This window comes from Streptomyces diastatochromogenes, from assembly GCF_002242805.1.
Lineage (GTDB): Bacteria > Actinomycetota > Actinomycetes > Streptomycetales > Streptomycetaceae > Streptomyces > Streptomyces diastatochromogenes.
Genome location: NZ_MCGQ01000014.1, coordinates 223,116 through 247,363 on the forward strand (window position 1 = coordinate 223,116; position 24,248 = coordinate 247,363).

A 24,248-nucleotide genomic window follows, 5' to 3' on the forward strand; every position below is an offset into this window, starting at 1 on the left:
GGTGTTCGCAGGCAAGCGGAGACGAGGAGTCGCGGGAGATGTTGCGCGCACTTGCGGTGGACGACGAGGAACCCGCGCTCGAGGAACTGCTGTACCTCCTGGGCGAGGACCCGCGGATCGGCACCGTCCTGCCCGCCCTGGACGCCACCGGGGCACTGCGCCTGCTGGAGCGTGCCATGGAGGCCGGGCCGGACGGCCCCGAGGCCGTCGACGTGGTCTTCCTCGACATCAACATGCCCGGACTGAGCGGCCTCGACCTGGCCGAGCTGCTCGGGCGCTTCGCCGCCCCGCCGCTGATCGTCTTCGTCACCGCCCACGAGGACTTCGCCCTCCGGGCCTTCGACCTCAAGGCCGTGGACTACCTGCTCAAGCCGCTGCGCAAGGAGCGCTTCGCGGAGGCCGTACGGCGCGTCGCCGAGCTGACCCGGGCCGTTCAGGGCCCGGCGGGCGTGCTCGGCGACCAGGTGCCCGTGGAACTGGGCGGGGTGACCCGCTTCGTCTCCATCGCCGACATCACCTACGTGGAGGCGCAGGGCGACTACGCGCGCCTGCACACCCCGCACGGCAGCCACCTGGTGCGGATCCCGCTGTCCACCCTGGAGGAACAGTGGCGCTCCCGCGGCTTCGTCCGCATCCACCGCAGCCGTCTGGTCGCCCTCGGCCGCATCGAGGAACTCCGCCTGGAAGGCGGTAACCTGACCGTCCGGATCGGCGACCGGATCCTCGCCGTGAGCCGCCGCAACGCCCGGGAACTGCGGGACCTGCTGGCGCGGCAGGCCCAGGGCGCGGTGGGCGGGCCGCGGTGACCACGGGCTGCTGTGGCGAGCGTGTGCCGAACCTCGTCGGGCGTCTACCTCACCGATGGCGCGCTGCGTACACTCGCCGCAACAAGGTGATCACCGCGGCGTCGGGGAGTGCGTCATGGGTGCGGAGTCCGTCCCTCGCAGGGAAGTGGTCACCGGACGGCCCGGCACCGACCGCGCCGGCCTGCCCCGGCCCCGCCCCGCAGTCCCGGCCGAAGAGGACACCGCCGTAAGGATATTGATGCATCGTCAGATGCGGGCGGCGCTCACCGCCACGGTCCTGCTCGCGGCCTCGCTGGGCCTGCTTCCCGTGACGCTGCGGCTGCTTCCGCTCGCGGACACCTGGCCGAGTGTCTGGCTCGTCCTGGGCGTGGCGCCGTATCCCGCCCTGCTGTGCGCGGGTGCCTGGTACGTCCGCCGTGCCGAGCGCAACGAGGGTGACGTGACCGCGCGTTGAACCAGACGTACGGAATAGCCGGCGTGACGGCCGTGGTCCTGGCCACGGTGCTCGTCGGCGCGCTGGGTCTGCGCATCTCCCGGACCACCTCGGACTTCTACGTCGCCTCGCGCAGCGTCCCGCCGCGGCTCAACGCGTTCGCGGTCAGCGGTGAGTACCTGTCCGCCGCCTCCTTCCTCGGCGTCGCCGGACTGGTCCTCGCCCAGGGCGTCGACATGCTCTGGTTCCCCATCGGCTACACCGCCGGGTTCCTGGTGCTGCTGGCCTTCGTCGCCGCCCCGCTGCGCCGCTCCGGCGCCTACACCCTGCCGGACTTCGCCGAGGCACGGCTGGAGTCCCGGGCCGTGCGGCGGATCGCGAGCGTGCTGGTCGTCGGCGTCGGCTGGCTCTATCTGCTGCCCCAGCTGCGCGGCGCCGGACTGACCCTGCGGCTGCTCACCGGCGCGCCCAGCTGGTTCGGTGGCCTGGTCGTCGCCGCCGTGGTGACCGTGGCGGTGGCCTCCGGAGGCATGCGCAGCATCACCTTCGTCCAGGCGTTCCAGTACTGGCTGAAACTCACCGCCCTCCTGGTGCCCGCCGTGTTCCTGCTGCTGACCTGGCGCGCCGACCACACGCCGGCCCCGTCCTGGGACGAACGGCCCGTCTTCCAGCGCTCCACCCCGGTGCGCTTCGACAGTCCGCTGACCCTCACCGTCCACGAGCCGGTACGGATCACCGCGACCGGAACCGTCGACGGCCGGGCCCTGGACGGCGGCCCGCACACCCTGGAGGCCGGCAGCCACCGGATCGGCGCCGACACCACCCTGCGCTTCCCGCCCGGCGCCCGCGTGCCGCTGCCCGACGAAGGCGGCGGCCACGCGGCCCCGTCGAGCTGGGCGAACCCGCTGTCGGCCGGGCGTGAGGACCACGGTCTGTACGCCACCTACGGGCTGATCCTCGCCACCTTCCTCGGCACCATGGGCCTGCCGCACGTCGTCGTGCGCTTCTACACCAACCCCGACGGCCGTGCGGCCCGCCGCACCACCGTCGTCGTACTCGGGCTGCTCGGTGCCTTCTACCTGCTGATCCCGCTCTACGGCGTGCTCGGCCGGCTCTACGCGCCCGACCTGCTGCTGACCGGCGACACCGATGCGGCCGTCCTCGTCCTGCCGAAGCGGCTGATCGGCGGAGTCGGCGGCGACCTGCTCGGCGCGCTCGTCGCGGGCGGCGCCTGCGCGGCGTTCCTGTCCACCGTCTCCGGACTCACCATGTCCGTCGCCGGCGTCCTCGCCCAGGACGTGCTGCCGACCCTCGGCATCCGGCACTTCCGGCTGGCGACGCTGCCGGCGATCGCGGTGCCCACCGCGGCCAACGCCGTCGTCAGCGACCTGCCCGTGGCCGACGCCGTCGGCCTCGCCTTCGCCGTGTCCGCCTCCTCGTTCTGCCCGCTGCTCCTGCTCGGCATCTGGTGGCGCGGCCTCACCGCGCCCGGCGCCGTCGCCGGACTGCTCCTCGGCGGCGGCTCGGCGCTCACCGCGGTGACGGTGACCATCGCGGGCGGGGCCCGCTCCGGCCCGCTGCACACGCTGCTGGCCTGGCCCGCCGTCTGGTCGGTACCCGTGGGGTTCGCCGCGATGGTGCTGATCTCCCTGGCCACCCGCGACCGGGTCCCCGCGAGCGCCGCCGCCACCATGGCCAGGCTCCATCTGCCCGAGGCGCTGACCGGCGGTGCCGTGGTGCGGGACGCCCATCCGGACCGGGCCGTATGAGCGCACTCGGCACCGTCGCCCTGGCCCTCGCCGGGCTCGCGCTGTTCGCGCTCGGCGCCGCCCTCGGCCATGCCGGCGCCCGCCGGCAGCAGGAGAACCCGGCCGGTCCCGGCACCCCCGTCGAACGGGCCACCTTCCACACCCTGCACACGGCCTCGCTCGCCGCCCCGCCCCTGCGCGCGGGCCTCACCGCGGACACGGCCCGCAAGGCGGCCCGGCGGCTGCGCCCCCTGCTCGGCACGGTCGCCCTCGCCCTCACCGACGAGGAGTCCGTGCTGGCCTGGGACGGCGTCGGCGACCACCACCGCGACGAGGCCGAAGCGCAACTCGCCCAGGCCCTGCGCACCGGCCGTACCCAGACCTTCGCGCTGTCCTGCGGCAACGACACCTGCCCCGTCCGCTGGGGGGTCGTGGCGCCGCTCACCGTCGACGGCCAACGGCCCGGCACGCTCGCCGCGTTCGGCGACCAGGAGTCCGCCGTGATCGTCCGGGCTGCTGAGGAAGTGGCCCGCTGGGTCTCCGTGCAGCTCGAACTCGTCGAGCTGGACCGGGCCCGCTCCGGCGTCATCGAGGCGGAGATCCGGGCTCTGCGCGCCCAGATCTCCCCGCACTTCATCTACAACTCCCTGGCGAGCATCGCCTCGTTCGTCCGTACCGACCCCGAGCGGGCCCGTGAACTCCTCCTGGAGTTCGCCGACTTCACCCGCTACTCCTTCCGCCGGGGTGGCGACTTCACCACCCTCGCGGAGGAGCTGCGCTCCATCGAGCAGTACCTCGAACTGGCCCGCGCCCGCTTCGGCAGACGCCTCGAGGTGACCCTGCGGATCGCCCCCGAGGTGCTGCCGGTCACCCTGCCCTTCCTCTGTCTGCAACCCCTCGTCGAGAACGCGCTCAAACACGGTCTGGAGGAGTCCGTGGACCGCGGCCGCATCACGATCATCGCGGAGGACGAGGGCACCGAGGCCCGGGTCGTCATCGAGGACAACGGCGTCGGCATGGACCCGCAGCGCCTGCGCGACATCCTGCGCGGCAGGGGCGGCCCGTCCGCCGGCATCGGCCTGAGCAACGTGGACACACGACTGCGCCAGGTGTACGGCGACGAACACGGCCTGGTCATCGAGACCGGCGTCGGCGCCGGCACGAAGATCACGGTACGCGTACCGAAGTTCCGCTCCGGCGTCCGTCCGGCACACCCGGCGACATGAATCCGGTGGCATGAACCCGACGACGTGAACCCGACGACGTGAATCTGATGACGTGAACCCGATGACATGGAAGCGTAAGTGGCATGGACACGAACGCCGAGCCCGCTTCCCCTGCCGCCGCCGACCAGGCCGTGGCCCTGCTGCGCGCGCTGGGGGCGGAAGACATGGCCCACCCGGGCGGCACCCTCCTCGCGCACCTGCGGCGCGTACAGGCTCGGCTCGCCGTGTGGCGGGCCCGCCCCGCCCTCCAGCTCGCCGGGCTCTGCCACGCGTTCTACGGCACCGACGGCTTTCCGACCGGACTGCTGCCCGTGGACCGCCGTACCGACCTCGCGGCGGTGATCGGCACCGAGGCCGAGGCGATCGTCTACCTGTACGCCTCCTGCGACCGGAAGGCCACCTACCCGGATCTCGCCCGGCCCGGTGCCCCCTTCCACGACCGCTTCACCGGCCGTTCCCTGGTTCCGGAGCCGCAGCCGCGCCGGGACTTCGCCGAGCTGTCGGCCGCGAACGAACTCGACCTCGCCCGCGTCGACCCCGCCTTCCGCGACCGGTGGGGCCCGGACCTCCTCGCCCTCTTCACCCGCTTCCAGGACCTGCTGAGCGCCGACGCGTGGCTCGACTGCCGTACGGTCCTCGGCGCGCCCGGGCGGTGATCCCTGCCTTGCCTGTGCCGATTGCCCGGCGCAGTCTGTTCGTATGGGCGTTCAGGACGGCCCCACGCTCATCTCGTCCGTGCAGCGGGCCTTCCGGCTGCTGGAGGCGGTGAGCGCGCACGCGAACGGCGCGCCGGCGAAGCAGCTGGCACGCGAGACCGGGCTGCCCCTGGCCACCGCCTATCACCTGCTGCGGACCCTGGTCCACGACGGCTACCTGAGCAAACTCGACGACGGCGGCTTCGTCCTGGGCGACAAGCTGAAGTCGCTGCACACGGCGGGCAGCGTGCAGACGCTGCTCAGCCGCGTCCGCCCGACGCTCGCCGCGCTGCGGGACGAGCTGGTGACCGCCACCTACCTCACGTTCTACGAGGACGGCGAGATCAGGGTCGCCGAGATCGTCGACGGTCCCCGGACACCCCGGGTGGACCTCTGGGTGGGGATGGAGGACGCCGGACACGCCACCGCGCTCGGCAAGTCCGTGCTGCGGGAACTGGACGACGACTCCCGCCGGGACTACCTGTCCAGGCACCACCTCGCCGACCTCACGCCACGGACCGTCACCAGCGCTCCGGAACTGATCCGCAGACTCGACCAGTCCCCGATGGCACCGGCCGTCACGGACCTGGAGGAGTACAGCCTGGGCACCGTGTGCGTCGCCGTTCCCGTCTACGCGGGGGACACGCTCGGCTCGCTCGGCGTCTCCCTGCCGGTGGAGCGGCATGCCAGACTCGAGGAGATCCGGGCCCGGCTGATCCCGACCGCGAACCGCGTGACCAGGAGCCTCTCTCTCACTATCTGAAAATCCGCGCCTTGTGGCCGCCCGCACCCAACCCGTTTCCTTATGTGAAACGGACATTCCGGGTGTATGCCCCGTACAGGTGAGGACTGCGGACGAGAGATGAGCCAGGCGCGACACCACTGGCCGATGCGGCTGACGAGCAACCGAGCGGGCCGGCCCCGGGCGGCTGCCCACCGGCGTGCCGCCGGGCAGCTCGCTGCCGGACTGCCCGTGCTGCCGGTGCTGATCGTAACCGTCATCGTGCTCGTCGACCTCACCGGAGGCGCGGGGATGATCTGCCTGCCGCTCCTGGTGGCCGCACCCGCGCTGGCCGCCACCACCAACGGGCCGCGCGGTGTGCTCTGCGTCGGTCTCCTGGCCACGGTGCTGGGCGCGCTGCTCGGCACCGAGGGCGGGGTTCCCGATCGCGAACTGGTGGCCGTCCTGTCCGCCCTGCTGGCCGTCACCGCGGCCAGTGCCCTGGCCAGCGCGCTGACCGGCCGTCGGGAACGGGTCCTCGCGGCCGTCCGCACGGTCGCCGAGGCCGCCCAGCACGCCCTCCTGCAGCCCGTCCCGGAGACCGTGGGCCCGTTCCAGGTCGCCGTCCGCTACAGCGCCGCAGCGGCGGAGGCCCGCATCGGCGGGGATCTCTACGCCCTGGTGTCCACCCCGCACGGGGTCCGGCTGATCGTCGGTGACGTGCGCGGCAAGGGGCTGCCCGCGGTGAGTACCGCCGCACTCGTGCTCGGTGTCTTCCGTGAGGCCGCCTATGACGAGCCCGACCTGCTCGCCGTCGTCGGCCGGATCGAGCGGAGCCTGGCGCGCAACCTCGGCGCCGACGACTTCGTCACCGCCGTGGTCGCCGGATACCCCGGGACGGGGGAGCAGCTGGAGGTGGTGAACTGCGGGCACGCGCCTCCGCTGCTGATCTCGGCGTCCGGAGAGGTCGTGGCGGTGGAGCCCTCCCATCCCGCTCCGCCGCTCGGGCTGCGCGCCCTGTCGGCTCAGGCCCCGCACCTGCAGCTGCTGCCCTTCGCCGACGGGGATCAGCTGCTGCTCTACACCGACGGGGTCACCGAGGCCCGCGATCACGCTCGCGAGTTCTACCCGCTGGCCGAAGGGGTGGCCCGGCACGCGTGCGACGAGCCGGCGCGTACGCTCACCGCGCTCCATGACGAGCTGCTCGCCCATGTGGGCGGCCGGCTGCACGACGACGCCGCGCTGCTCCTGCTGCGCAAGCGGACCATGGCCGAACCGGTGCCCGCGCAGTCCCGGTCAGAGGCCGGGTCGGAGGTCGGGACAGAGGTCGGGACAGAGGTCAGGACAGAGGTTGGGTCAGAGGTCGGGCTTCAGATCGCGACGAGGTCGGCCCACCGGGTGACCCCGCCCGAGTGGACGCGTATGCCGTGACGGCTCGCGAGGGCGTGGACGATCGCCTCGCCCCGGCCGTGCTCGTCCGGGTCGATCCCGACCCGGGGCTGTCCCACCGGAAACGCGGATCCGGTGTCGGTGACCTCGACGCGCAGGGTGCAGCGCTCGTCGACCCGCACCCACGACAGGCGCAGCCTGGCCGGGGGCAGGGCGTGCACGATCGCGTTGGTGACCAGCTCGGACACCATCAGCAGCGCGTCCTCGACGATCTCCGCGGACACCTGCCAGTCGGCGAGGACGGCCCGTACCCGGCGGCGTACGGCCGGGACGGCGCCGGCGACGGGAGGCAGCGGACACACGTGTTCGCATGCCTCCCGAAGCAGCGTATTCAGCTGAGCCGCCATGTTCTCTCCTCGGGTCTTCCTGCCGGTCGGGCGCCTGTCGTGCAGGCGCGTTTCCGGGCCTCGAAGAAAGGTATGGAGACAAACCGGGCGGGTCAATGAACAGCGGTCGGCATTATCGAACGCCCCGCGTCCCGCCCGAAGCCGGCACGGCCCGTCCGCCCGTGAAGCGAAGCGGCCGTGGCGGTAATACGCTCGCTTCATGGCCGGCCCAGTCCAGTCGATCGAACGGGCGGCGGCGATCCTGCGGCTGCTCGCCGCCGGGCCCCGCCGACTCGGGCTCGGCGAGGTGGCGGCCTCGCTCGGCCTGGCGAAGGGCACCGCCCACGGCATCCTGCGCACCCTCCAGCACGTGGACTTCGTGGAACAGGACGCGGCGACCGGGAAGTACCAGCTCGGGGCCGCCCTGCTGCACCTCGGCACCAGCTACCTGGACGTCAACGAGCTGCGGTCGCGCTCCCTCAACTGGGCCGACGCCCTCGCCGCCCGCAGCGGGGAGGCGGTCCGTCTGGGGACCCCGCTGGAGGGCATGGTGCTCGTCGTCCACCACGTGTTCCGCCCGGACGACACGTTCCAGACCCTGGACGTGGGCTCCCTGCTGCCCCTGCACGCCTCCTCGCTCGGCAAGGTACTGCTGGCCTACGGGGCCGCATCCCTCGACCCGGAGCAGGCGGCGCAGCTGGAGGCGTACACCCGGCACACCCTGGTCACCCCCGAGCAGCTGACCCGGGCGCTCGCCGAGGTCCGGGAACTCGGCTGGGCCGCCGAGATCCAGGAGATGAGCATGGGCGAGGCCGGGCTCGCCGCGCCGATCCGGGGCCACGGCGGCCTCGTCGTCGGCGCGATCGGGCTGTCCGGGCACGTCGAGCGGATCTGTGACAGCCAGGGCCGCCCCCGCCCGAGCCAGATCACCCTGATCCGCGAGGCCGCGCGGGCGATCTCCAGAGACCTGGGGGCCACTCGCTGGTAGACCCGGACCGGCCGCTCCCCGACCCGTCGGAAGGCAGACCCGATCATGGCTGAACGGTACGTAATGTCCATCGATCAGGGCACCAACTCCACCCGATGCATTCTGTTCGACCACCGTGGACGGCTGGTGTCGGTCGCACAGAGGGAGCACCAGCAGCACTTTCCCCGGCCCGGCTGGGTCGAGCACGACGCCGTCGAGATCTGGCACAACCTGCAGCGCGTCGTGCCCGAGGCACTGTCCGGCGCCGGCCTCGACGCGGGACAGGTCGCCGCCATCGGCCTGGCCAACCAGCGGGAGACCACCGTGCTCTGGAACCGGCACACGGGCGCCCCGCTGGGCCGGGCGATCGTCTGGCAGGACACCCGCACGGGGCCGCTCGTCGAGGAGTTCGGACAGCGCCCCGGAGAGGAGTTCTTCCTGGAGCGCTGCGGTCTGCCGCCCTCCACCTACTTCTCGGCGCTGCGGATCCGCTGGCTGTTCGACCACGTCAAGGGCCTGGAACAGCGTGCGAAGGACGGCGAGGTGCTGTTCGGAACGATCGAGAGCTGGCTGATCTGGAACCTCACCGGGGGCGCCGACGGCGGCCTGCACATCACCGACCCCACCAACGCCAGCCGCACGATGCTGATGAACATCCGCACCCTCACCTGGGACGAGGAGCTGCTCTCCTTCTTCGGTGTGCCCCGCTCGATGCTGCCCGAGATCCGATCGTCCGCCGAGCTGTACGACGACGCCCGCGCGCTGCTCCCGGGCGTCTCCATCACGGCAGCCCTCGGCGACCAGCAGGCCGCCCTCTTCGGCCAGACCTGCTTCTCCCCGGGCGAGGCGAAGTGCACCTACGGAACGGGCAGCTTCCTGCTGCTCAACACCGGCAACGACCTGGTGCGGTCCCGGAACGGACTCCTCACCACCGTCGCCTACAAGATCGGGGACCAGCAGCCGGTCTACGCCCTGGAAGGTTCGATCGCCGTCACCGGCGCACTGGTCCAGTGGTTCCGCGACCGCCTGGGACTGATCAGCAGCGCCCCGGAGATCGAGACCCTCGCGCGGACGGTCGAGGACAACGGCGGCTGCTACATCGTCCCCGCGTTCTCGGGCCTGTTCGCACCCCACTGGCGCAGCGACGCGCGCGGGGTCATCGTCGGCCTCACCTCGTACATCACCAAGGGACACCTGGCGCGTGCGGTCCTGGAGGCCACCGGCTGGCAGACCCGGGAGGTCGTCGACGCCATGAACGCCGACTCCTCCCTCGCCCTCACCCAGCTCAAGGTGGACGGCGGCATGACGGCGGACAACCTGCTCATGCAGTTCGTGGCCGACGTCCTCGACGTGCCCGTGGTACGGCCCATGGTCGCCGAGACGGTCTCCCTCGGCGCCGCCTACGCGGCCGGACTCGCCGCCGGCTACTGGCCCGACCTGGAGGTACTGCGCCGCAACTGGCACCGGGCCGGGCAGTGGCTCCCCGACATGGACCCCGAACGGCGCCAGTGGGAGTACGAGAACTGGCAGCGGGCCGTGGAGCGCTCCCTGGGGTGGGTCAGACCACCGCGACCTTCCTGAGCCGGGCTCTCCGTCAGACCTGCGGCGTTTGCGACAACTCGCGTGCTGGGTCAGTGGTGCTGGGTCATGTGGGCGAGGACCTGGGCGGCGCCGTCGGGGCTGAAGGCGTCGTCGATGGCCCCGGCTGCTGCTTCGGCGGCTTCGACGGAGCGCGGCAGCAGGATCTTCTCGTAGGCGGTGACGGCCTGGTCGATGGTGGCGTTGTCGATGAGGGCCTGGGCGAGGTCGGCGCCGTCGAGCATGGCGAGGTTGGCACCCATCCCGGAGAACGGGGACATGAGGTGGGCGGCGTCGCCCAGGAGGGTGAGGCCGGGCGTGTGCGTCCAGGTGTGTGGGACGGGCAGGGCGTACAGGGGGCGGTTGACGTAGCCCGTGTCGCTGTCGGTGATGAACCCGAGCAGGTGGTCGCTCCAGCCGGTGAACCGGCTCAGGAGGGTGTCACGCACGGCAGCGGTGTCGGTGAGGTCGAGCCCGGCCTGCTGGTGCCAGTCCTCGTCGGTTCGCATGGCGACGTAGACGCGGATGTGTCCGCCGCTGTTGCGCTGGGAGACGAAGCCCTGCTGGTTGTGGAGGGCCATCATGGTGCCGGCGGCAGTGAGTGCCGCGAGGCGGGGATGGCGGGTGTCGACGTCGTTGAATCCGGCCTCGACGAAGGTGACACCGGTGTAGCGGGGCGTCGCATCCGTCAGCAGGCGGCGGACCTTGGACCAGGCGCCGTCGGCGCCGATGACGAGCTCGGCGTCGGTGGTGGTGCCGTCGGCGAAGTGCAGACGGTGGATGCCGTCGCCGACGGGCTCGACGCGGGTGACTTTGTGGGCCCAGTGCACGGTGCCGGGCTTGAGAGAGTCCAGCAGGAGGCTGTGCAGCCGGCCGCGGTCGATCTCGGGGTTGCCCTCGGTGGTGTCGGCCTCGGGCGGGATGCCGTCGAACACGATCCGGCCGTCGGCGCCGACCAGGCGCATCTGCTGGCCCTCGGGGCGGGCCAAGGCGAGGAAGTCGTCCAGCAAGTCGGCCGCACGCAGAGCGTACTGGCCGGTGTCGGGGTGCATGTCCAGGGTGCCGCCCTGGTCGCGGGCGGCGGGAGAAGCGTCGAGATCGTAGACCGTGACGGGGATGTCGTGCCGCTGGAGGATGCGGGCGCACGTCAGTCCGCCGGGGCCGGCTCCGATGACCGCGATGCGGGGGGTGGTGGCGTTCACAGTGGCGCCTTCTCTCATGCTGATGCACTTGAACTTGCGCAACCACAAAAACACACTCACCCAAAAAGTGCAACGACCCAACTTTTTATGTCGGCGTCTTTTCTTTATGATGCAGGCATGACTGCAACCGTGGGGCGCCGCGAGCGCAAGAAGGCCGCCACCCGCCAGGCGCTGGCCGACACCGCCCTGAGCCTGTTCCTCGAACGCGGCTACGACAGCGTCACCATCCGCGACATCGCAGACGCCGTGGACGTCTCGACCACCACGCTGCTCAAGTACTTCCCCACCAAGGAAGCGCTCGTCTTCGACGAGGACACCGAGCAGGAGGCCGGCCTCGTCGCCGCCGTCCGCGACCGGCCGGAGGGCCAGGGCATCCCCCAGGCGCTGTGCGCGCACATCAAGCGGGTACGGACCAGTGCCGGGGACTGGGATGCACGGTTCGCCGCCTTCGCGCGCCTCGTCAATGACACGCCGGCCCTGAGCGAGTACGGGCACCGCATGTGGATGCGCCACCAGGACGCCCTCGCCCGTGCCATCGCCGAGGCCACCGGCAGTCGGCCCGACGACCACCGGTGCGCCGCACTTGCCCACTTCGCCCTGGAGACCTCGGCCTTCGCCCATCGCACCGACGACCCCGAACGCGCCATGGACGCCGCCTTCGCTCTCCTCCAAGACGGCTGGGGCGCCGCCTGACGGATCACGCGGCGAAGGCGGTCAACCGGCGCCCCTGCGGCCAACCGCTCGGCGAAGAGGTCTCGGCGTGCTCCTTGTCCGGACCGGGTCGTGAAGTGGACCGGTCACATGTTCGCGGCCCCGGACTTGATGGCCTCGCGGATACGGAAGTAGGTGCCGCAGCGACATATGTTGCGGATGCCGTCCAGGTCGGCGTCGGTGATCTCGCGGCCCTCCTCGGCGGCGCGGCGGACCAGCGCGACGGCGGCCATGATCTGGCCCGGCTGGCAGTAGCCGCACTGGGCCACGTCATGGTCGAGCCACGCCTGCTGCATCGGGTGCAGGTCCGCCCCCACCGTGGCCGGAAGTCCTTCGATGGTGGTGACTTCGTCGGTCGGCTTCAGGTTCCCGACCGGAATCGCACAGGGGTTGACCGCCTTGCCGTTGAGGTGGCTGGTGCACGCCTTGCAGACGTTGATGCCGCAGCCGTACTTGGGACCGGTGACGCCCAGAACGTCGCGCAGCACCCACAACAGCCGCAGGTCGTCGTCGACATCGACGGTGACCTGCTCGCCGTTGAGGCGGAAAGTGTGCTCGGGCACGGAGGCTCCTTGCGTCAGTAGGCGTGGTCCAGGCCGTCGGTCGGGGACGGAGGGATGGGCGGGACGGTCGGTTTGGGCGTGAAGGAGAGCGTGCCGTGGTTGATCGGAAAGCGCGTCGGCATGGTGCCCGTGGCGCGGCCGTAGGCACAGGCCACCGCGGCCATCGACGCGGCGACGCCGAGTTCCCCCGCACCGCCGGGCTCGCCCGTGGTGGTCGGCATGACGATGATCTCCAGCTCGGGCGGTGTGTTCCACTGCCGGGTGTAGAAGTAGTTGTCCCAGCTCGCCTCGAGGAAGTACCCGTCGCGCAGGTGCAGGCTGGAGGTGAGGGTCTGCGCGATGCCGTCCATGACGCCGCCCATCATCTGGGCTTCCAGACCGCGCGGGTTGACGGCGAGGCCGACGTCCACGGCGAAGACGGCCTTGGTGACGCGCGGTCCGGCCACACCGTCGCGGACGGGACGGTTGACGGTCTCCGGCCGGCAGTCGATCTCCACCAGCGCCGCGCTGACGGAGTGGTACTCGGAGTGGAAGGCGATGCCCTGTGCGGTGCCGGCCGGCATCGTCCGCCCCCAGTCACCGACTTCGGCGACCTTGTCCAGCACGGCCCGGGAGCGATCGTCGTGCAGGAACGCGCGCCGGAACCGGAAGGGGTCCTTGCCCGTCTTCGCCGCGAGCCGATCGACGACCAGCTCCCGGGCGCAGGTGACGTCGGGCGAGTAGACGTTGCGCATGCTCCCGGTGTTGAAGTCCTTGTTCGTCTCGCTGAGCAGCCGGCTGCTGACACCGAAGTCGTAGGGCATCGACTGGGAGAGCTGGAAGAACGTCTCGGAGAAACCGGCGTCGCCCACCGGCAGCCTCGCGGCCAGGGCGGTGAAGACCTCGCCGAGCCCATGGCTCAGGTCCGTGGCGACGCTGGTGTGGCGCTGCTGGTAGCCGAGCACGGTGTTGCCGAGGTAGGAGATGCGCACACGTGAGGTGGCCATGGGGTGGGCGCGCCCCTGACGGCAGTCGTCGGCCCGGTGCCACATGAGCTTGACCGGCTTGCCCATCTTCTGGGAGGTCTCCGCGGCTTCCAGCGCGGCGTCGAAGAACAGCTTCCGCCCGAAGGACCCGCCGCCTTGGGCGACGTGCACGGTGACCGCGTGGGCCGGAAGCCCGAGTCGGGCGGCGATGGTCTCCTGGGCGACGATCGGCGACTTGAGAGACGCCCACACATCGGCGCGGTCGTCCCGCACGTCGGCTATCGCGCAGTTGGGTTCCAGCGCGCTGTTCCCACGGAAGCTGAAGGTGAACTTCCCTTCCACGCTCGGGGTCAGCGGCGGGAGCCCGAGGGGCAGTTCGGCGGCTCGCAGGTCCTCCAGCACCGACTCGTCGGACTGTCCTTCCGCGGTTCCGGGTCGCCACACCACGCGCAGGGCGCGTACGGCGTCGATGCACTGGCCGAAGGTCTCCGCGCGCACCGCCACTCCGGTGGAGATCACGACGGCGTCGGTGACGCCCGGCATGGCGCGCACCTCGTCCAGGTTGGACACCGATCCGACCGTGCCGTTGATGGTCGGCGGACGGCACACCATCGTCGGCCTGGCGTCCGGGATGTCGAGATCCATCGTGAACTTCTTGCGCCCGGTGACCGCGGCGAGCGCGTCGATCCGGTTGCGCGGTGTGCCGATGACGGTGAAGTCCGCGCGGGGCTTGAGCTCCACGGCCACCTGCTGGGTCCGCACGCTCGCGGCCTTCTCGGCGAGTGCGCCGATGCCGATGCTCCGGCCCGCGAGATCGGTGACGACTCCGGCCTTCAGGGTGAGGTCGGTGACCACCGCGCCCAGCTCGACCGCCGCGGCCTGCAGCAGCCGGCCCCGGGCGACCGCGGCGGCGACCCGGATCGGACGGTAGGTCGATATGGTCGTGTTGGACGCGCCGGTGAGCTGGTTGAACAGCAGCTCCGGCCGCGCGTCGGCCAGGGTGACCCGCACCCGCTCCAGCGGTACGTCCATCTCCTCGGCGATCAGCATGGCCGTCGACGTGGTGATCCCCTGCCCCACCTCGGCCCGCGGCAGCGCGAACGAGACGGTGCCGTCCGTGTGGACCTCGACGGTGATCAGGTCCGAGGTCGGCAGAGCCGCCGCGGTCATCACGTCGTTGAGGTCGAGCAGTTCCGTGGGTTCCGGTGACGGAATGCCGGCCTCGGCCTCCGGCGCCGCACCCAGCTCGGCGGCGGCCACCAGGGTGGAGGCCGCGAGCACGTAGCCGAGGAACCGCCTGCGCCCGACGACGTGCGTTCCGGATTCCGGGTGCGTCGAACGATCGGCGCTGGTCATCGACGGGACCTCCGCTCTACGCCACCATGGCCACTTCCGCCGGCCGCGTGACTCTGTCACCACCCAACTCGGTGGTTCTATCACGCACTTCCGGGTGTACAGCAGGGGTCCCGCTCCGTCGGCGGTCCGGTTGCCGACGAACCACGGAGGCTCGGGGGACATGGCCTCAGGCAGGGATGGCCTGTTCCGCCCAGATGACCTTTCCGTCGCGGCTGTGCCGGGTGCCCCAGCGCTCGGTGAACTGGGCGACCAGGAGCAGACCGCGGCCGCCCTCGTCGAAGGTCCGCGCACGGCGCAGGTGTGGAGCGGTGCTGCCGGCGTCGAAGACCTCGCAGGTCAGCGTGGACTGGAGGATCATCCGCAGCTGGATGGGGCTCTTGCCGTAGCGGATCGCGTTCGTCACCAGTTCGCTGACCACCAGTTCCGTGGTGAAGCCCAGCTCTTCCAGGCCCCAGGCGGCCAGCCTGTCGGACGCGTAGGCGCGGGCCCCGGAGACGGCCGCCGGGTCGGACGGAAGGTCCAGCGTGGCGACGTGGTCGGGGTCGAGTGCCCGGGTCCGCGCCAGGAGCAGGGCGACGTCATCGGACGGGCGGCTCGGCAGGAGCGCGGCCAGCAGACCGTCGCAGGTCTCGTCCAGCGACTTCGGCGCCCGGGCGAGGATGTCGCTCAGCACCGTGCGTGCGGTGTCCACGTCACGCACACGGCTCTCGAGGAGGCCGTCGGTGTACAGCGCCAGAAGGCTGCCCTCCGGCAGTTCGAGCTGGGTGGTTTCGAAGGGGAGCCCGCCCAGGCCCAGGGGCGGTCCGATCGGCATCTCCGGGAAGGCGACGGCGTGGGACGCCGGGGCGTCGCCGTCGGCGGTCGGGGGAGTCGCCACGGCCGGCAGCACATGGCCGGCGCTGGCCAGGGAGCACAGGTGGGAGACGGGGTCGTAGACCGCGTACAGGCAGGTGGCGCTGATCTCGCCCTCGTCCCGCGCCTCCTCGCGCTGCAGGCGGATGACCACGTCGTCCAGATGCGTGAGCAGTTCGTCGGGCATCAGGTCGATGTCCGCGAAGGCGCGGACGGCCGTGCGCAGGCGGCCCATGGTGGCGGAGGCGTGCAGACCGCGGCCGACGACGTCACCCACGACGAGGGCGACGCGGGCTCCGGACAGCGGTATCACGTCGTACCAGTCACCGCCCACGCCCGCGCGGGATCCGGTGGGCAGGTAGCGGGAGGCCGTGTCGACGGCGGACTGCTCCACCGCGCGTTGCGGCAGCAGGCTGCGCTGCAGGGTGAGCGCGGTGGAGCGCTCGTGGGTGTACCGGCGGGCGTTGTCGATGGACACGGCCGCTCTGGCCACGATCTCCTGAGCCAGGAGGAGATCGTCGTCGTCGAAGAGGGCGGCGGTTCGATGGCGGGAGAACTGGGCGAGACCCAGGGTTTCTCCGCGGGCCCGCAGAGGCACCAGAAGCATCGAGTGGAAGCCAGGGCCTCGCAGGGTGCGTCCGCTGTCCGGAGCCGGTGCCCACCACGCGGGCAGGCCGGAGGCCGTGACGCGGTGCAGCAGGGCCTGTCCCGTGGCCAGTGCGCGAGCCGGCTCCGACCCCGCGGGATACGTGTGCGTGTGACCTGTGGCGACCGCGGAATCCGGGCAGCCGTCCAGGACGGACCGCTGGGCGATGCGGCACAGCACGGGTGTGTCCGTCGGCGGGTACGTGCCCTCCTCGTGCAGAACGGAGTCGAGGAGGTCGACCGTGACGAGGTCGGCGAAGTCCTCGGTGCCGAGGTCTGCCAGCTCCTGAGCGGTGCGGGCGGTGTCGAGGGTGGTCCCGATCCGCCTGCTCGCCTCGTTGGTCAGGATGAGGCGCCGCTGCAGCCGGCGGTCGCGCTCCTCCTGGTATGCGGCGACGACCTCTTCCGAGCCGCGGTCGACGTAGGCGAAAGCCGTCTCGACGAGTTTGACCGTCGCCTCGTTGACCAGCTTCGAGTCACTGGTGAGACGGGCGGCCTCGCGTTGCATCAGCTGGAGCAGGGTCATGTGGCCGAGCCGGTAGGAACGCAGGAGCGTACTGATCGGTATCCCGCCCTGAGCGAACCTGCGACCGACCTCCAAGGAGTCGGAAGGCGCCTTCACCTCGGTCACGTCGAGGCCGTGCTCGAGGACATCCAGAAAGGTGGTGACGTGTCCGGTCGTCTCCTGCGCCGACAGGGCGGCGAGATCCTTGTCCTGCAACAGCTCGGGAAACTCGCTGTGCAAGCGTTGCACCATCATGTCGACCGACTGGTTCACCTGCGGCCTGAACTGCCGAGCCAGACGACGAAGGAACGCATCGACCTCGGTCCCCATGATGAAAACGTACCGAAACGCCCGGACGCGCGCCCGTTCTAGCGCTGCTAGCCGCCGGGCGCGCGGGGCCGGTCAGCCGAAGGGCTTCACTGCCCGGTGCGGCCCGTGTCGGGCAGGTGCCCGTCGGCGTCGGTGGCCCCGGTGCCGCGGACGACGGCCAGGAAGTCCCGCAGCGTGACGAGCCGCAGGCCCTCCCTGCGCGCCTGGGCGATGTGGTGGCGCTCGGGGTAGGAGTGGTAGGAGCCTCCCTCCGGTTGTGGCCGTGCCTCGTCGAGGAGCCGGTCGAAGTCGGCCAGGACCTCGTCCAGCATGCCGACCCCCGCGCGATTGACCCAGGAGTCGTTGAACAGGACACTGCGGCCCGGGGGCGGGGAGGTGGTGCGCTGGGCGAGGACGGGGCCCGCGTCGATCTCCCGGTTCTCGATCAGATGAGCCGAGATGCCGAACGGCGTGCCCGGCTCCAGGGCGCTGAAGAGGGTGGGGAACAGGCCGCGGCAGTGCGGCAGGAAGGCGGCGTGCACGTTGATCACCGCGCGCCGGGGCGCGGAGATGACCCGTTCGCGGATGATCTGGTCGAACCAGTAGATGACGATGAAGTCGAGGTCGGCCCTCTCCAGTTGCGCGGCGACCTCGGGCGCGTTCACGTTGCCGGTCCGGATGTGCAGGATGCCGTAGGCCTCGCACAGTTCCGCGACCGAGCGGCGGGTGCGCCGGCCGCCACGCAGGGGGGCGAGCAGCCGGTCGACGTGGATCGCGGCGGGGTAGAGCATGAACGAGCAGGTCAGGTACGTCATGAAGGCGAGCCCGGAGCGGCGCACGTTGCGGTACGTCTGCTGGAGGAGGCCGCCGCGGCTGGTGGCGTACACGTCGCTGGTGACGACGACCGCGATCTCGTCGTGGTGCCGTTCGATGATCGTCTCCAGCGCGTCCCCGAGCTGGGCGCATTCGGTGCTGAACAGGGCGATGCGAGGCATGGTCACCTCCTGGGTGGCTCAGGCGAGTTGGCGGTAGCGGCCGGCGTGCCGGACGAGTGGCTGCCCGTCCCGGTGGCGGCAGTCGAGGGCGCGTCCGATGACGATGACGTGGTCGCCGCCCGGGTGGGTCCGTTCGACCGAGCACGCGACCCAGGCCAGCGCGTCGTCCAGGGCGGGCATGTTCGCGTACGTGTGCCAGGGCACCGCCGTGAAGCGGGCTTCGGGGGACGTGCCGGGCGCGGCGAAGGCCGAGGCCGTCGCCGAGGCGCCGACCGGCAGCACGTTGACCAGGAAGGTCCCGCGGGAGCGGATGCGTTCCAGGGTCTGCGACCGGGCTCCGATGCCCAGCAGGACGAGGGGCGGGTCGAGGGACAGCGAGCAGACGGCGCTGGCGGTGACGCCGGCGGGCCCGGCCGCCGTCGTGGTCGTGATGACGGTGACGCCTGTGGGGAGTTGGGAGAAGGCGGCGCGCAGCGCCGGTGCCAGGGGGACCCCGGTGGGGGCCGGTGGGGGCGGCACCGCAGGGGCCGAGGAGGTGGACGGCATCTCAGCCTCCGGTGGTCTGCAGGTCGTCGGCGTCCATCGCCGTGACGAAGACGAGCGTGTCGCCGAGCAGTCCGACGAGGATCGCGCTGATGTTCTCCCGCAGGGTCCGCTCGGCGATCGGGTCGATGATGCGTTCCAGGGAGGGCATGCCGAGGTCGAAGTCCGCGGCGAAGCGGACCGTCGTGTCGTCTCCCGTCCCCAGGACGGTCCAGGCGCCGTCGAAGCGCTCGAAGTCGCCGTCGACCTGCTCGAAGCGGAGGGCCAGGTTCTCGGTGTCCACCGTGTCCCGTTCGGACCAGCGGAGTTCGCCGTTGCGGAAGTTCACCGACCACTCCGACAGGAGGGTGCCGTCGGGTTCGGTGCGGACGGTGACCTCGCGTACGGCGTCGGTGTGCGCGGGATAGCGCTCGAAGTCCTTGAGTCGTTCGAAGACGGTCAGCGGATCCGAGCCGGGCAGCAGGGCCTCGATCGCTACGTGTCGCATGGTTCAGGCGGTCCTCTCGGCGAGCTGGGGCTGGGGTTCGGGGTGGCGGGCGGCGACCGCCGTGGCGGCGCGGTGGACGGCGTCCAGCAGAGCGATGGTGTCGTTGCGGCCGATGACCGCGGGCGGGGTGAGGCGCAGGACCCGGTGGGCGTTGAGCGAGTGGTTGACCAGGACCCCGCAGTCCATCAGCTCCATCACGAGATCTCCGGCGACCCCTTCGTCGACGAGTTCGACGGCGATGAGCAGCCCGGCTCCCCGCACCTCGCGGACGAGATGGGGGCAGACCTCGTGCAGCAGCGCGGACAGGTCGTCGCGCAGTCGGGTGCCGATGCGCGCCGCCCGCTCGACCAGCCCCTCGGCCGCGATGGTCTCGACGGCGGCCGCCGCGGCGGCGCACGCGACCGGGGAGCCCGCGAAGGTGGAGGTGTGGATGAAGGGGTCGCGGCTGAACGGCGCGTAGGCCTCCGCCGTGGCGACCATCGCCGCCACCGGGATCACGCCGCCGGACAGGTTCTTGCCGACCAGCAGGATGTCCGGGGTGATGCCTTCGCGGTCCGCGCCCCACCAGGTCCCCAGCCGCCCGAGGCCGGTCTGCACCTCGTCGAGCACCAGCAGCGCGCCATGGGTGCGGCAGGCCCGCTGGACCGCCGTCAGGTAGCCGGACGGCGGGATGACGACGCCGTTCTCGCCCTGCACGGGCTCCAGGACGACGCAGGCGTCGGGCGTGGCCGCCAGCGCCTGCTCCAGGGCATCGGCGTCGCCGTACGGCACGTGCTGGACGTCGGGGACCAGCGGTCGGAACGGTGCCTGGTACAGCTCCCGGGCGGTGAGGCTGAGCGCGCCCATGGTCTTGCCGTGGTAGCCGCCGGCGGTCGAGACGAGGTGGCGCTTGCCGTGCGCGCGGGCCAGTTTGATCGCCGCTTCCGTCGCCTCCGCGCCGGAGTTGACGAAGTGGACGTACTCCAGACCGGCCGGGGCGACGGCGGCCAGCGCCTCGGCCGCCCTGGCCGCCACGGGTTCGAGCAGGATCCGCGTGGCCAGGGCGTGCCTGCGCAGCTGCGTGCCGACTGCCTGGACGACCTTGGGATGCTGGTGGCCGAGAAGGAACACGCCGTAGCCGCCGCAGTCGATGTAGCGGCGCCCGTGCGCGTCCCAGACGTGGACGCCCTTGGAGGCGACCTCCACCAGGCCGCCGGTCACCTCCGCGAGCCGGGCCCGGCCGCGGCTGATGTGGCGCCGGTAGCCCTCGGCGACGGCGGCGGGGTCGACCTGGCGCTGCTCCGGGGTCACGCGGCCATCCCCTCGGGCGTACGGGTGCGGACCAGGTTCCTGGCGTGCGCGAGGTGGTCGATCGACGCGTTCACGGCGTCGCGGACCTCGTCGGCGGTGAGCGATCCCGGGCCGCCCGGGACGTCGCCGAGCGTGCACGGGAGCGGGGCGGCGGTGTCGAACAGCGCCGTCATCGCCAGCATGTCGTCGAACCGGCGGCGGGCGGCCGGCGGCAGCGGGTCGATGAAGACGGGACGGACCAGCCGGTCGACCATGTCCGGGTCGACCAGGCGCGGCCTGGGCATCGGGATGCCGAAGGCCTCGGCGCGGTCCTGACAGGCCTGGACGACCTCTCCCGCCGTCGGCGCCGCCTCGCCCACGGTCAGCCAGTGCTCGGCACCGGCGAACGGCAGGTCCACGAGCGCGGCGAGCGCCTGGGCGGCCGTGTCCCGCGGGATGACGTCGGCACGGGCGGAGGGATCGAGCGGGAGCAGCGGCACGGTGCCCTTGAGCAGCGCCGTCACGATGCCGTGCAGTCCCTGGAACCGGGGGATGAACCCGGTGGCCCGGTCGCCGATGACGACCGAGGGACGGGCGATGGTGTACGGCAGCCCTGAGGCGCGTACCCGTTGCTCGGCTGCCCGCTTGGAGTCCAGGTAGTGGTCGGGAACCGCGGTCGCCTCGCCCTGGGCGCGCCCGGCGGTCTGCCGGGTCAGGTCCGTTCGGGCCACGAAAGCCGTGCTGACGTAGAGGAGTTCGGCGCCGGCGCGGCCGGCGAACTCGATGACGCGCTCCGTGCCGCGCGTGTTCAGCTCGGCAGTGGCCTGGGCACCGGCTCCGAAGTCGGTGGTGGCGCCGCAGTGCACGACGGTGTCGACGATGTCCGTGAGCCACTGGTACGTGGCGTCGTCCACGCCCAGCCGGGGTGCGGCGAGATCGCCGCGGACCTGTTCGGCCGGGACATGGGAGGTGTGGATGAGGGCGATGACGCGATGGCGGCCCAGCAGGGGCAGCAGGGCGCTGCCGAGCACGCCGGACGCACCGGTGAGCAGGACGGTCTTGCGCTTGTTCAAGGGAGATCTCCTGGCGGGGCTCACGCGGGCGTGCCGCGGAGTCGAGGAAGAAGTGAGGTGTGGGGGAGGGGCGGTGAGGTGTACCGGGGTGGCGGCGGTCAGGCGTACCCGGGTGCCGGGCGGTGCAGGTGCGTCCGGCTCACGCCATGGTCAGCGCCGCACCCGCGAAGTAGTCGCGGAGGGCTCCGGCCATGCGGGACCGGGACGGCGGGTGGAAGGCGAGGGCCTGGGTGCAGCCGGCCAGGTAGGCGACCTGCGGATCGCTGATGAAGGCCATCCCGCCGAGCGACTCCACACAGCGCTGGACGGCGCGGGCGATGGAGTCCTGCGCGGCGTACCGGCACACCAGCGCCGCCGCCAGCGCCTCCTGACCGCCGAAGCCGGCGCCCAGCCGGTGGGCGATGCCCTCGACGGAGCCCATCACGGCCTCCAACTCGACCACCAGAGCGGCCTGTTCGGTGACCGGGACGCGGTCTGCGCGCAGGACGCGCTCGGCCAGGGCACTCGCGACACCCAGGTACGTGGCCGTCATGAGCAGCTCGAACCACAGGAACCCGGCGGTCTGCAGCGAGTCGAGCCCCCCGGCGGCCCCGGGGTCGATCCGCACCAGCAGGTCCTCGGGCACCGGGACGCGGTCCAGCACGACCGCCTCGCTCTCCGCGCCGGCCAGCAGGGGCGTGCGCCAGAACGGTTCCACCCGCAGGCCGTGCGAGTCCGCCGGGATCAGGGCCACGGCCATCTGCGTGCCCCCGCCGTCGGGGAGAGGCACGGTGACGGACGCGGTGAGCAGGTCCATCGACCGGGCGAGGCTGCACGGCCGCTTGCTGCCGGAGATCAGGATCTGTCCGTCCTGAGCCTGCTCGGCCCGCATGGTCGGGGACAGGATGTGCCGGCCGGGCTGCCCCTCGGCGAACCCGGAGGCCAGGAGGAGGCCGTCCCGTGCGACGCCCTCCAGGAGCATCCACTCCAGCCCCTGGGTGGCCCGATGGGTCTCGACGAGGCCGGCCACGGAGAAGTGGTGCATGGTCGTGGCCACGGCCAGCGACGGCGACCGGGAGGCCACGGCACGCTGGACGCGTACGGCCTGGACCGCGTCGGCGCCGGTGCCGGAGTGTTCGGAGGGCACCAGCAGAGCGGGCCCGCCCACCTTCCTGAACGCCTCGAAGGCCGGGCTCTCGGGCCGCTCCAGAACCTCCCACGGGTAGTCGGTCAACGTGTCGTCGAGTCCTGGCAGCAACTCGTCGAGCACGGCGCGTTCGTGGCGCAGAAATCGCATGCTTCCCCCTTGGTGCACGCGTTCGGTCTGGGACGTTCACGACGCTAGGGGTGTGCGGTGCAGGGTCTGTGCAGAGGAGTGGCAACTCCCCGTCAGGCGTTTCTGCACTTGGCCGGAAAGGGTTTGAACCGTCCTTGGGTCACGAAGAGTTCCGCGTGCGGGTGACCGCTGCCACCCCTGGCATGTCCCGCTTGAGGTCCACCTCGGCGATCAGGCCGTGCGGTTCGGCCGCGGACAACCGGAGCGCGCCGTCGCCGGCTTCGAGCAGTGTCGTGGCGATGGCCAGACCCAGTCCGGAGCCCCTGCGGTCGCCGTGCTGCTCGCCGCGCCAGAACCGGTCCGTCGCCCGCGCCAGGTTCTCGGGCGGCATGCCTGGTCCCTCGTCCTCGACCGTCACCCGCACCCGCGTGTCGTCGGCCCGGGTCCGTACGGTGACCCGCCCGCCGGGCGGCGAGAAGCCCAGTGCGTTGTCCAGGAGCACGTCCAGTACCTGGTCGAGGACACCGGGTTGGCAGGAGGCCACCGCCTTCTCGCCCTTGACCACGACGGTGACGTCGCCGGCCGACGCCTGGGCGCTCCAGGCGCGGGCGCGGGACTCGGCGACCGAGCGGACCTCCACCGGCACCGCCCCGTGCCCGGGCTCGGCGGCCCGGGCGACCACCAGCAGTTCGTCGAGGATCCGGCCGAGGCGCTCGGCCTCGTCGACGGCCACCGTCAGATGGGGCCGGCCGGCCTCGGTGACCGCGCTCTCCAGCACGTCGATGCGCAGCCGGAGCGCGGTGAGCGGATTGCGCAACTGGTGCGAGGCGTCCGCGACGAAGCTCCGCTGGGTTTCGATCAGCGCGACGAGCCGGTCCGTCATCGCGTTGACGGCCGCCGCGAGTTCGCGGATCTCCGCCGGACCGCTGTCCCCCGGCGCCCGCGTGTCGTACCGGCCCTGCGCGATCGCGCCGACCGCGCGGTGCAGCTGCCGCACGGGGCGCAGACTCCACCGGGACAACGGTACGGAGGCCACGCTGGCGGCCAGCAGTCCCAGCCCGGCGACGCCGAGCAGCACGGCGTTCTGCCCCATCGCCCGGGAGCGCAGGGACGTGGTGGGCGCGAGGGTGGCGACCGCCGCGATCGTCCGCCCGTGCTCGAAGACCGGGGAGGCGACGAACGACGGCTTGGCGGAGATGTTGAAGGGGTAGTTCAGCGGAAGGTTCGGCCGCCCGTCCAGCGCGCGCCGCACGATCAGCCGCCACTCCCGGCGGCCGACCCGCGTCCCCGGGCGCGTGGTGAAGGCCACCTCGCCCCTGTTGTCGAAGAGCAGCACGACGCTGTCCTTGCGTCTGCCGTACTCCGTGGCCTGCCCGGCCCAGGCGGTGTCGGACGCGGGAGCGGCCGTGCGGGCCGCCGAGGCCGCCAGCTTCTCGGTCTCGTTGACCTGGGCGATGGCCAGGTGGTGGTACTCGATCATGGAGAGGCTCAGGGCGAGTGGGATCCCCAGCGCCAGCAGCAGGATCGCGGTCAGTGACAGATAGGTGGTCAGCAGACGGCGGCGCACGG

Annotated in this window: 22 protein-coding genes; 10 read left to right on the forward strand and 12 right to left on the reverse strand. The window is 71.8% G+C overall.

Translation table 11 applies throughout. The features are described 5' to 3' along the window. The first annotated feature begins 38 nt into the window (after window positions 1–38). The 7 genes from BEK98_RS18320 to BEK98_RS18350 all read left to right on the forward strand — a co-directional run bounded on the left by BEK98_RS18320 (window position 39) and on the right by BEK98_RS18350 (window position 7,060). Window positions 39–806, forward strand: a complete 768-nt coding sequence (locus tag BEK98_RS18320; RefSeq protein WP_094217628.1) for a LytR/AlgR family response regulator transcription factor — start codon at window positions 39–41, stop codon at window positions 804–806. Between the two features lie 115 nt (window positions 807–921). Then, complete coding sequence (locus BEK98_RS18325; RefSeq protein WP_094217629.1) at window positions 922–1,260, forward strand: hypothetical protein; 339 nt, start codon at window positions 922–924, stop codon at window positions 1,258–1,260. Further along, a complete protein-coding gene (locus BEK98_RS18330; protein ID WP_094217630.1) occupies window positions 1,257–3,008 on the forward strand; it encodes a sodium/solute symporter in 1,752 nt (583 codons plus the stop codon). Before BEK98_RS18325 ends, BEK98_RS18330 begins: the two co-directional genes overlap by 4 nt. After that, window positions 3,005–4,213, forward strand: coding sequence for a sensor histidine kinase (locus BEK98_RS18335; RefSeq protein WP_094217631.1), 1,209 nt, complete (start codon window positions 3,005–3,007; stop codon window positions 4,211–4,213). The genes BEK98_RS18330 and BEK98_RS18335 overlap by 4 nt, the downstream gene beginning before the upstream one ends. An 83-nt stretch (window positions 4,214–4,296) precedes the next feature. After that, window positions 4,297–4,869: a DUF6817 domain-containing protein gene (locus BEK98_RS18340; RefSeq protein WP_094217632.1), complete on the forward strand. Its 573-nt coding sequence runs from the start codon at window positions 4,297–4,299 to the stop codon at window positions 4,867–4,869. Between the two features lie 43 nt (window positions 4,870–4,912). Continuing rightward, window positions 4,913–5,671, forward strand: coding sequence for an IclR family transcriptional regulator (locus tag BEK98_RS18345; protein ID WP_094217633.1), 759 nt, complete (start codon window positions 4,913–4,915; stop codon window positions 5,669–5,671). 99 nt (window positions 5,672–5,770) lie between these two features. Continuing rightward, window positions 5,771–7,060, forward strand: coding sequence for a PP2C family protein-serine/threonine phosphatase (locus BEK98_RS18350; RefSeq protein WP_244201889.1), 1,290 nt, complete (start codon window positions 5,771–5,773; stop codon window positions 7,058–7,060). Here BEK98_RS18350 and BEK98_RS18355 read toward each other — a convergent pair. Next, window positions 7,000–7,425 (reverse strand): ATP-binding protein, encoded by a 426-nt coding sequence (locus tag BEK98_RS18355; RefSeq protein ID WP_094217634.1) that lies wholly within the window; start codon window positions 7,423–7,425, stop codon window positions 7,000–7,002. The two genes, BEK98_RS18350 and BEK98_RS18355, sit on opposite strands and share 61 nt — an antisense overlap. A gap of 199 nt (window positions 7,426–7,624) precedes the next feature. Between BEK98_RS18355 and BEK98_RS18360 the strand changes: the two genes are divergently transcribed. Then, window positions 7,625–8,392 (forward strand): IclR family transcriptional regulator, encoded by a 768-nt coding sequence (locus tag BEK98_RS18360; protein WP_094217635.1) that lies wholly within the window; start codon window positions 7,625–7,627, stop codon window positions 8,390–8,392. 45 nt (window positions 8,393–8,437) lie between these two features. Further along, window positions 8,438–9,952 carry a glycerol kinase GlpK gene (gene glpK, locus BEK98_RS18365; protein WP_094217636.1) on the forward strand — a complete coding sequence of 505 codons (1,515 nt, stop codon included), beginning with the start codon at window positions 8,438–8,440 and terminating at the stop codon, window positions 9,950–9,952. A 50-nt stretch (window positions 9,953–10,002) separates the two neighbouring features. On the opposite strand, the gene BEK98_RS18370 is transcribed toward glpK, so the two are convergent. After that, window positions 10,003–11,151 (reverse strand): FAD-dependent oxidoreductase, encoded by a 1,149-nt coding sequence (locus BEK98_RS18370; RefSeq protein WP_244201890.1) that lies wholly within the window; start codon window positions 11,149–11,151, stop codon window positions 10,003–10,005. A gap of 117 nt (window positions 11,152–11,268) precedes the next feature. Between BEK98_RS18370 and BEK98_RS18375 the strand changes: the two genes are divergently transcribed. After that, window positions 11,269–11,844, forward strand: coding sequence for a TetR/AcrR family transcriptional regulator (locus BEK98_RS18375; protein WP_094217637.1), 576 nt, complete (start codon window positions 11,269–11,271; stop codon window positions 11,842–11,844). Window positions 11,845–11,948: 104 nt separating this feature from the next. On the opposite strand, the gene BEK98_RS18380 is transcribed toward BEK98_RS18375, so the two are convergent. The 10 genes from BEK98_RS18380 to BEK98_RS18425 all read right to left on the reverse strand — a co-directional run bounded on the left by BEK98_RS18380 (window position 11,949) and on the right by BEK98_RS18425 (window position 24,246). Next, on the reverse strand, window positions 11,949–12,425 hold the full coding sequence (locus tag BEK98_RS18380) for a (2Fe-2S)-binding protein (protein WP_094217638.1): 477 nt from the start codon (window positions 12,423–12,425) through the stop codon (window positions 11,949–11,951). Window positions 12,426–12,439: 14 nt separating this feature from the next. Then, window positions 12,440–14,746: a molybdopterin cofactor-binding domain-containing protein gene (locus BEK98_RS18385; protein ID WP_094217639.1), complete on the reverse strand. Its 2,307-nt coding sequence runs from the start codon at window positions 14,744–14,746 to the stop codon at window positions 12,440–12,442. A 166-nt stretch (window positions 14,747–14,912) separates the two neighbouring features. Continuing rightward, the gene (locus tag BEK98_RS18390; RefSeq protein WP_094217640.1) at window positions 14,913–17,078 is read right to left on the reverse strand and encodes an ATP-binding SpoIIE family protein phosphatase; all 2,166 of its coding nucleotides are present in this window, start codon (window positions 17,076–17,078) and stop codon (window positions 14,913–14,915) included. 86 nt (window positions 17,079–17,164) lie between these two features. Continuing rightward, window positions 17,165–18,052 carry a formyltransferase family protein gene (locus BEK98_RS18395; protein WP_094217641.1) on the reverse strand — a complete coding sequence of 296 codons (888 nt, stop codon included), beginning with the start codon at window positions 18,050–18,052 and terminating at the stop codon, window positions 17,165–17,167. An 18-nt stretch (window positions 18,053–18,070) separates the two neighbouring features. Beyond that, entirely contained in the window at window positions 18,071–18,598 is a 528-nt protein-coding gene (locus BEK98_RS18400; RefSeq protein ID WP_094217642.1) for a flavin reductase family protein, read from the reverse strand. Window position 18,599: 1 nt separating this feature from the next. Next, window positions 18,600–19,082: a type II toxin-antitoxin system RatA family toxin gene (locus tag BEK98_RS18405; protein ID WP_094217643.1), complete on the reverse strand. Its 483-nt coding sequence runs from the start codon at window positions 19,080–19,082 to the stop codon at window positions 18,600–18,602. Window positions 19,083–19,085: 3 nt separating this feature from the next. Then, window positions 19,086–20,372, reverse strand: a complete 1,287-nt coding sequence (locus BEK98_RS18410) for an aspartate aminotransferase family protein (RefSeq protein WP_094217644.1) — start codon at window positions 20,370–20,372, stop codon at window positions 19,086–19,088. Further along, window positions 20,369–21,424: an SDR family oxidoreductase gene (locus BEK98_RS18415; protein ID WP_094217645.1), complete on the reverse strand. Its 1,056-nt coding sequence runs from the start codon at window positions 21,422–21,424 to the stop codon at window positions 20,369–20,371. The genes BEK98_RS18410 and BEK98_RS18415 overlap by 4 nt, the downstream gene beginning before the upstream one ends. Window positions 21,425–21,563: 139 nt before the next feature. Next, on the reverse strand, window positions 21,564–22,700 hold the full coding sequence (locus BEK98_RS18420) for an acyl-CoA dehydrogenase family protein (protein ID WP_094217646.1): 1,137 nt from the start codon (window positions 22,698–22,700) through the stop codon (window positions 21,564–21,566). A 139-nt stretch (window positions 22,701–22,839) separates the two neighbouring features. Then, on the reverse strand, window positions 22,840–24,246 hold the full coding sequence (locus BEK98_RS18425) for a sensor histidine kinase (protein WP_143684129.1): 1,407 nt from the start codon (window positions 24,244–24,246) through the stop codon (window positions 22,840–22,842). Between the last annotated feature and the right edge of the window lie 2 nt (window positions 24,247–24,248).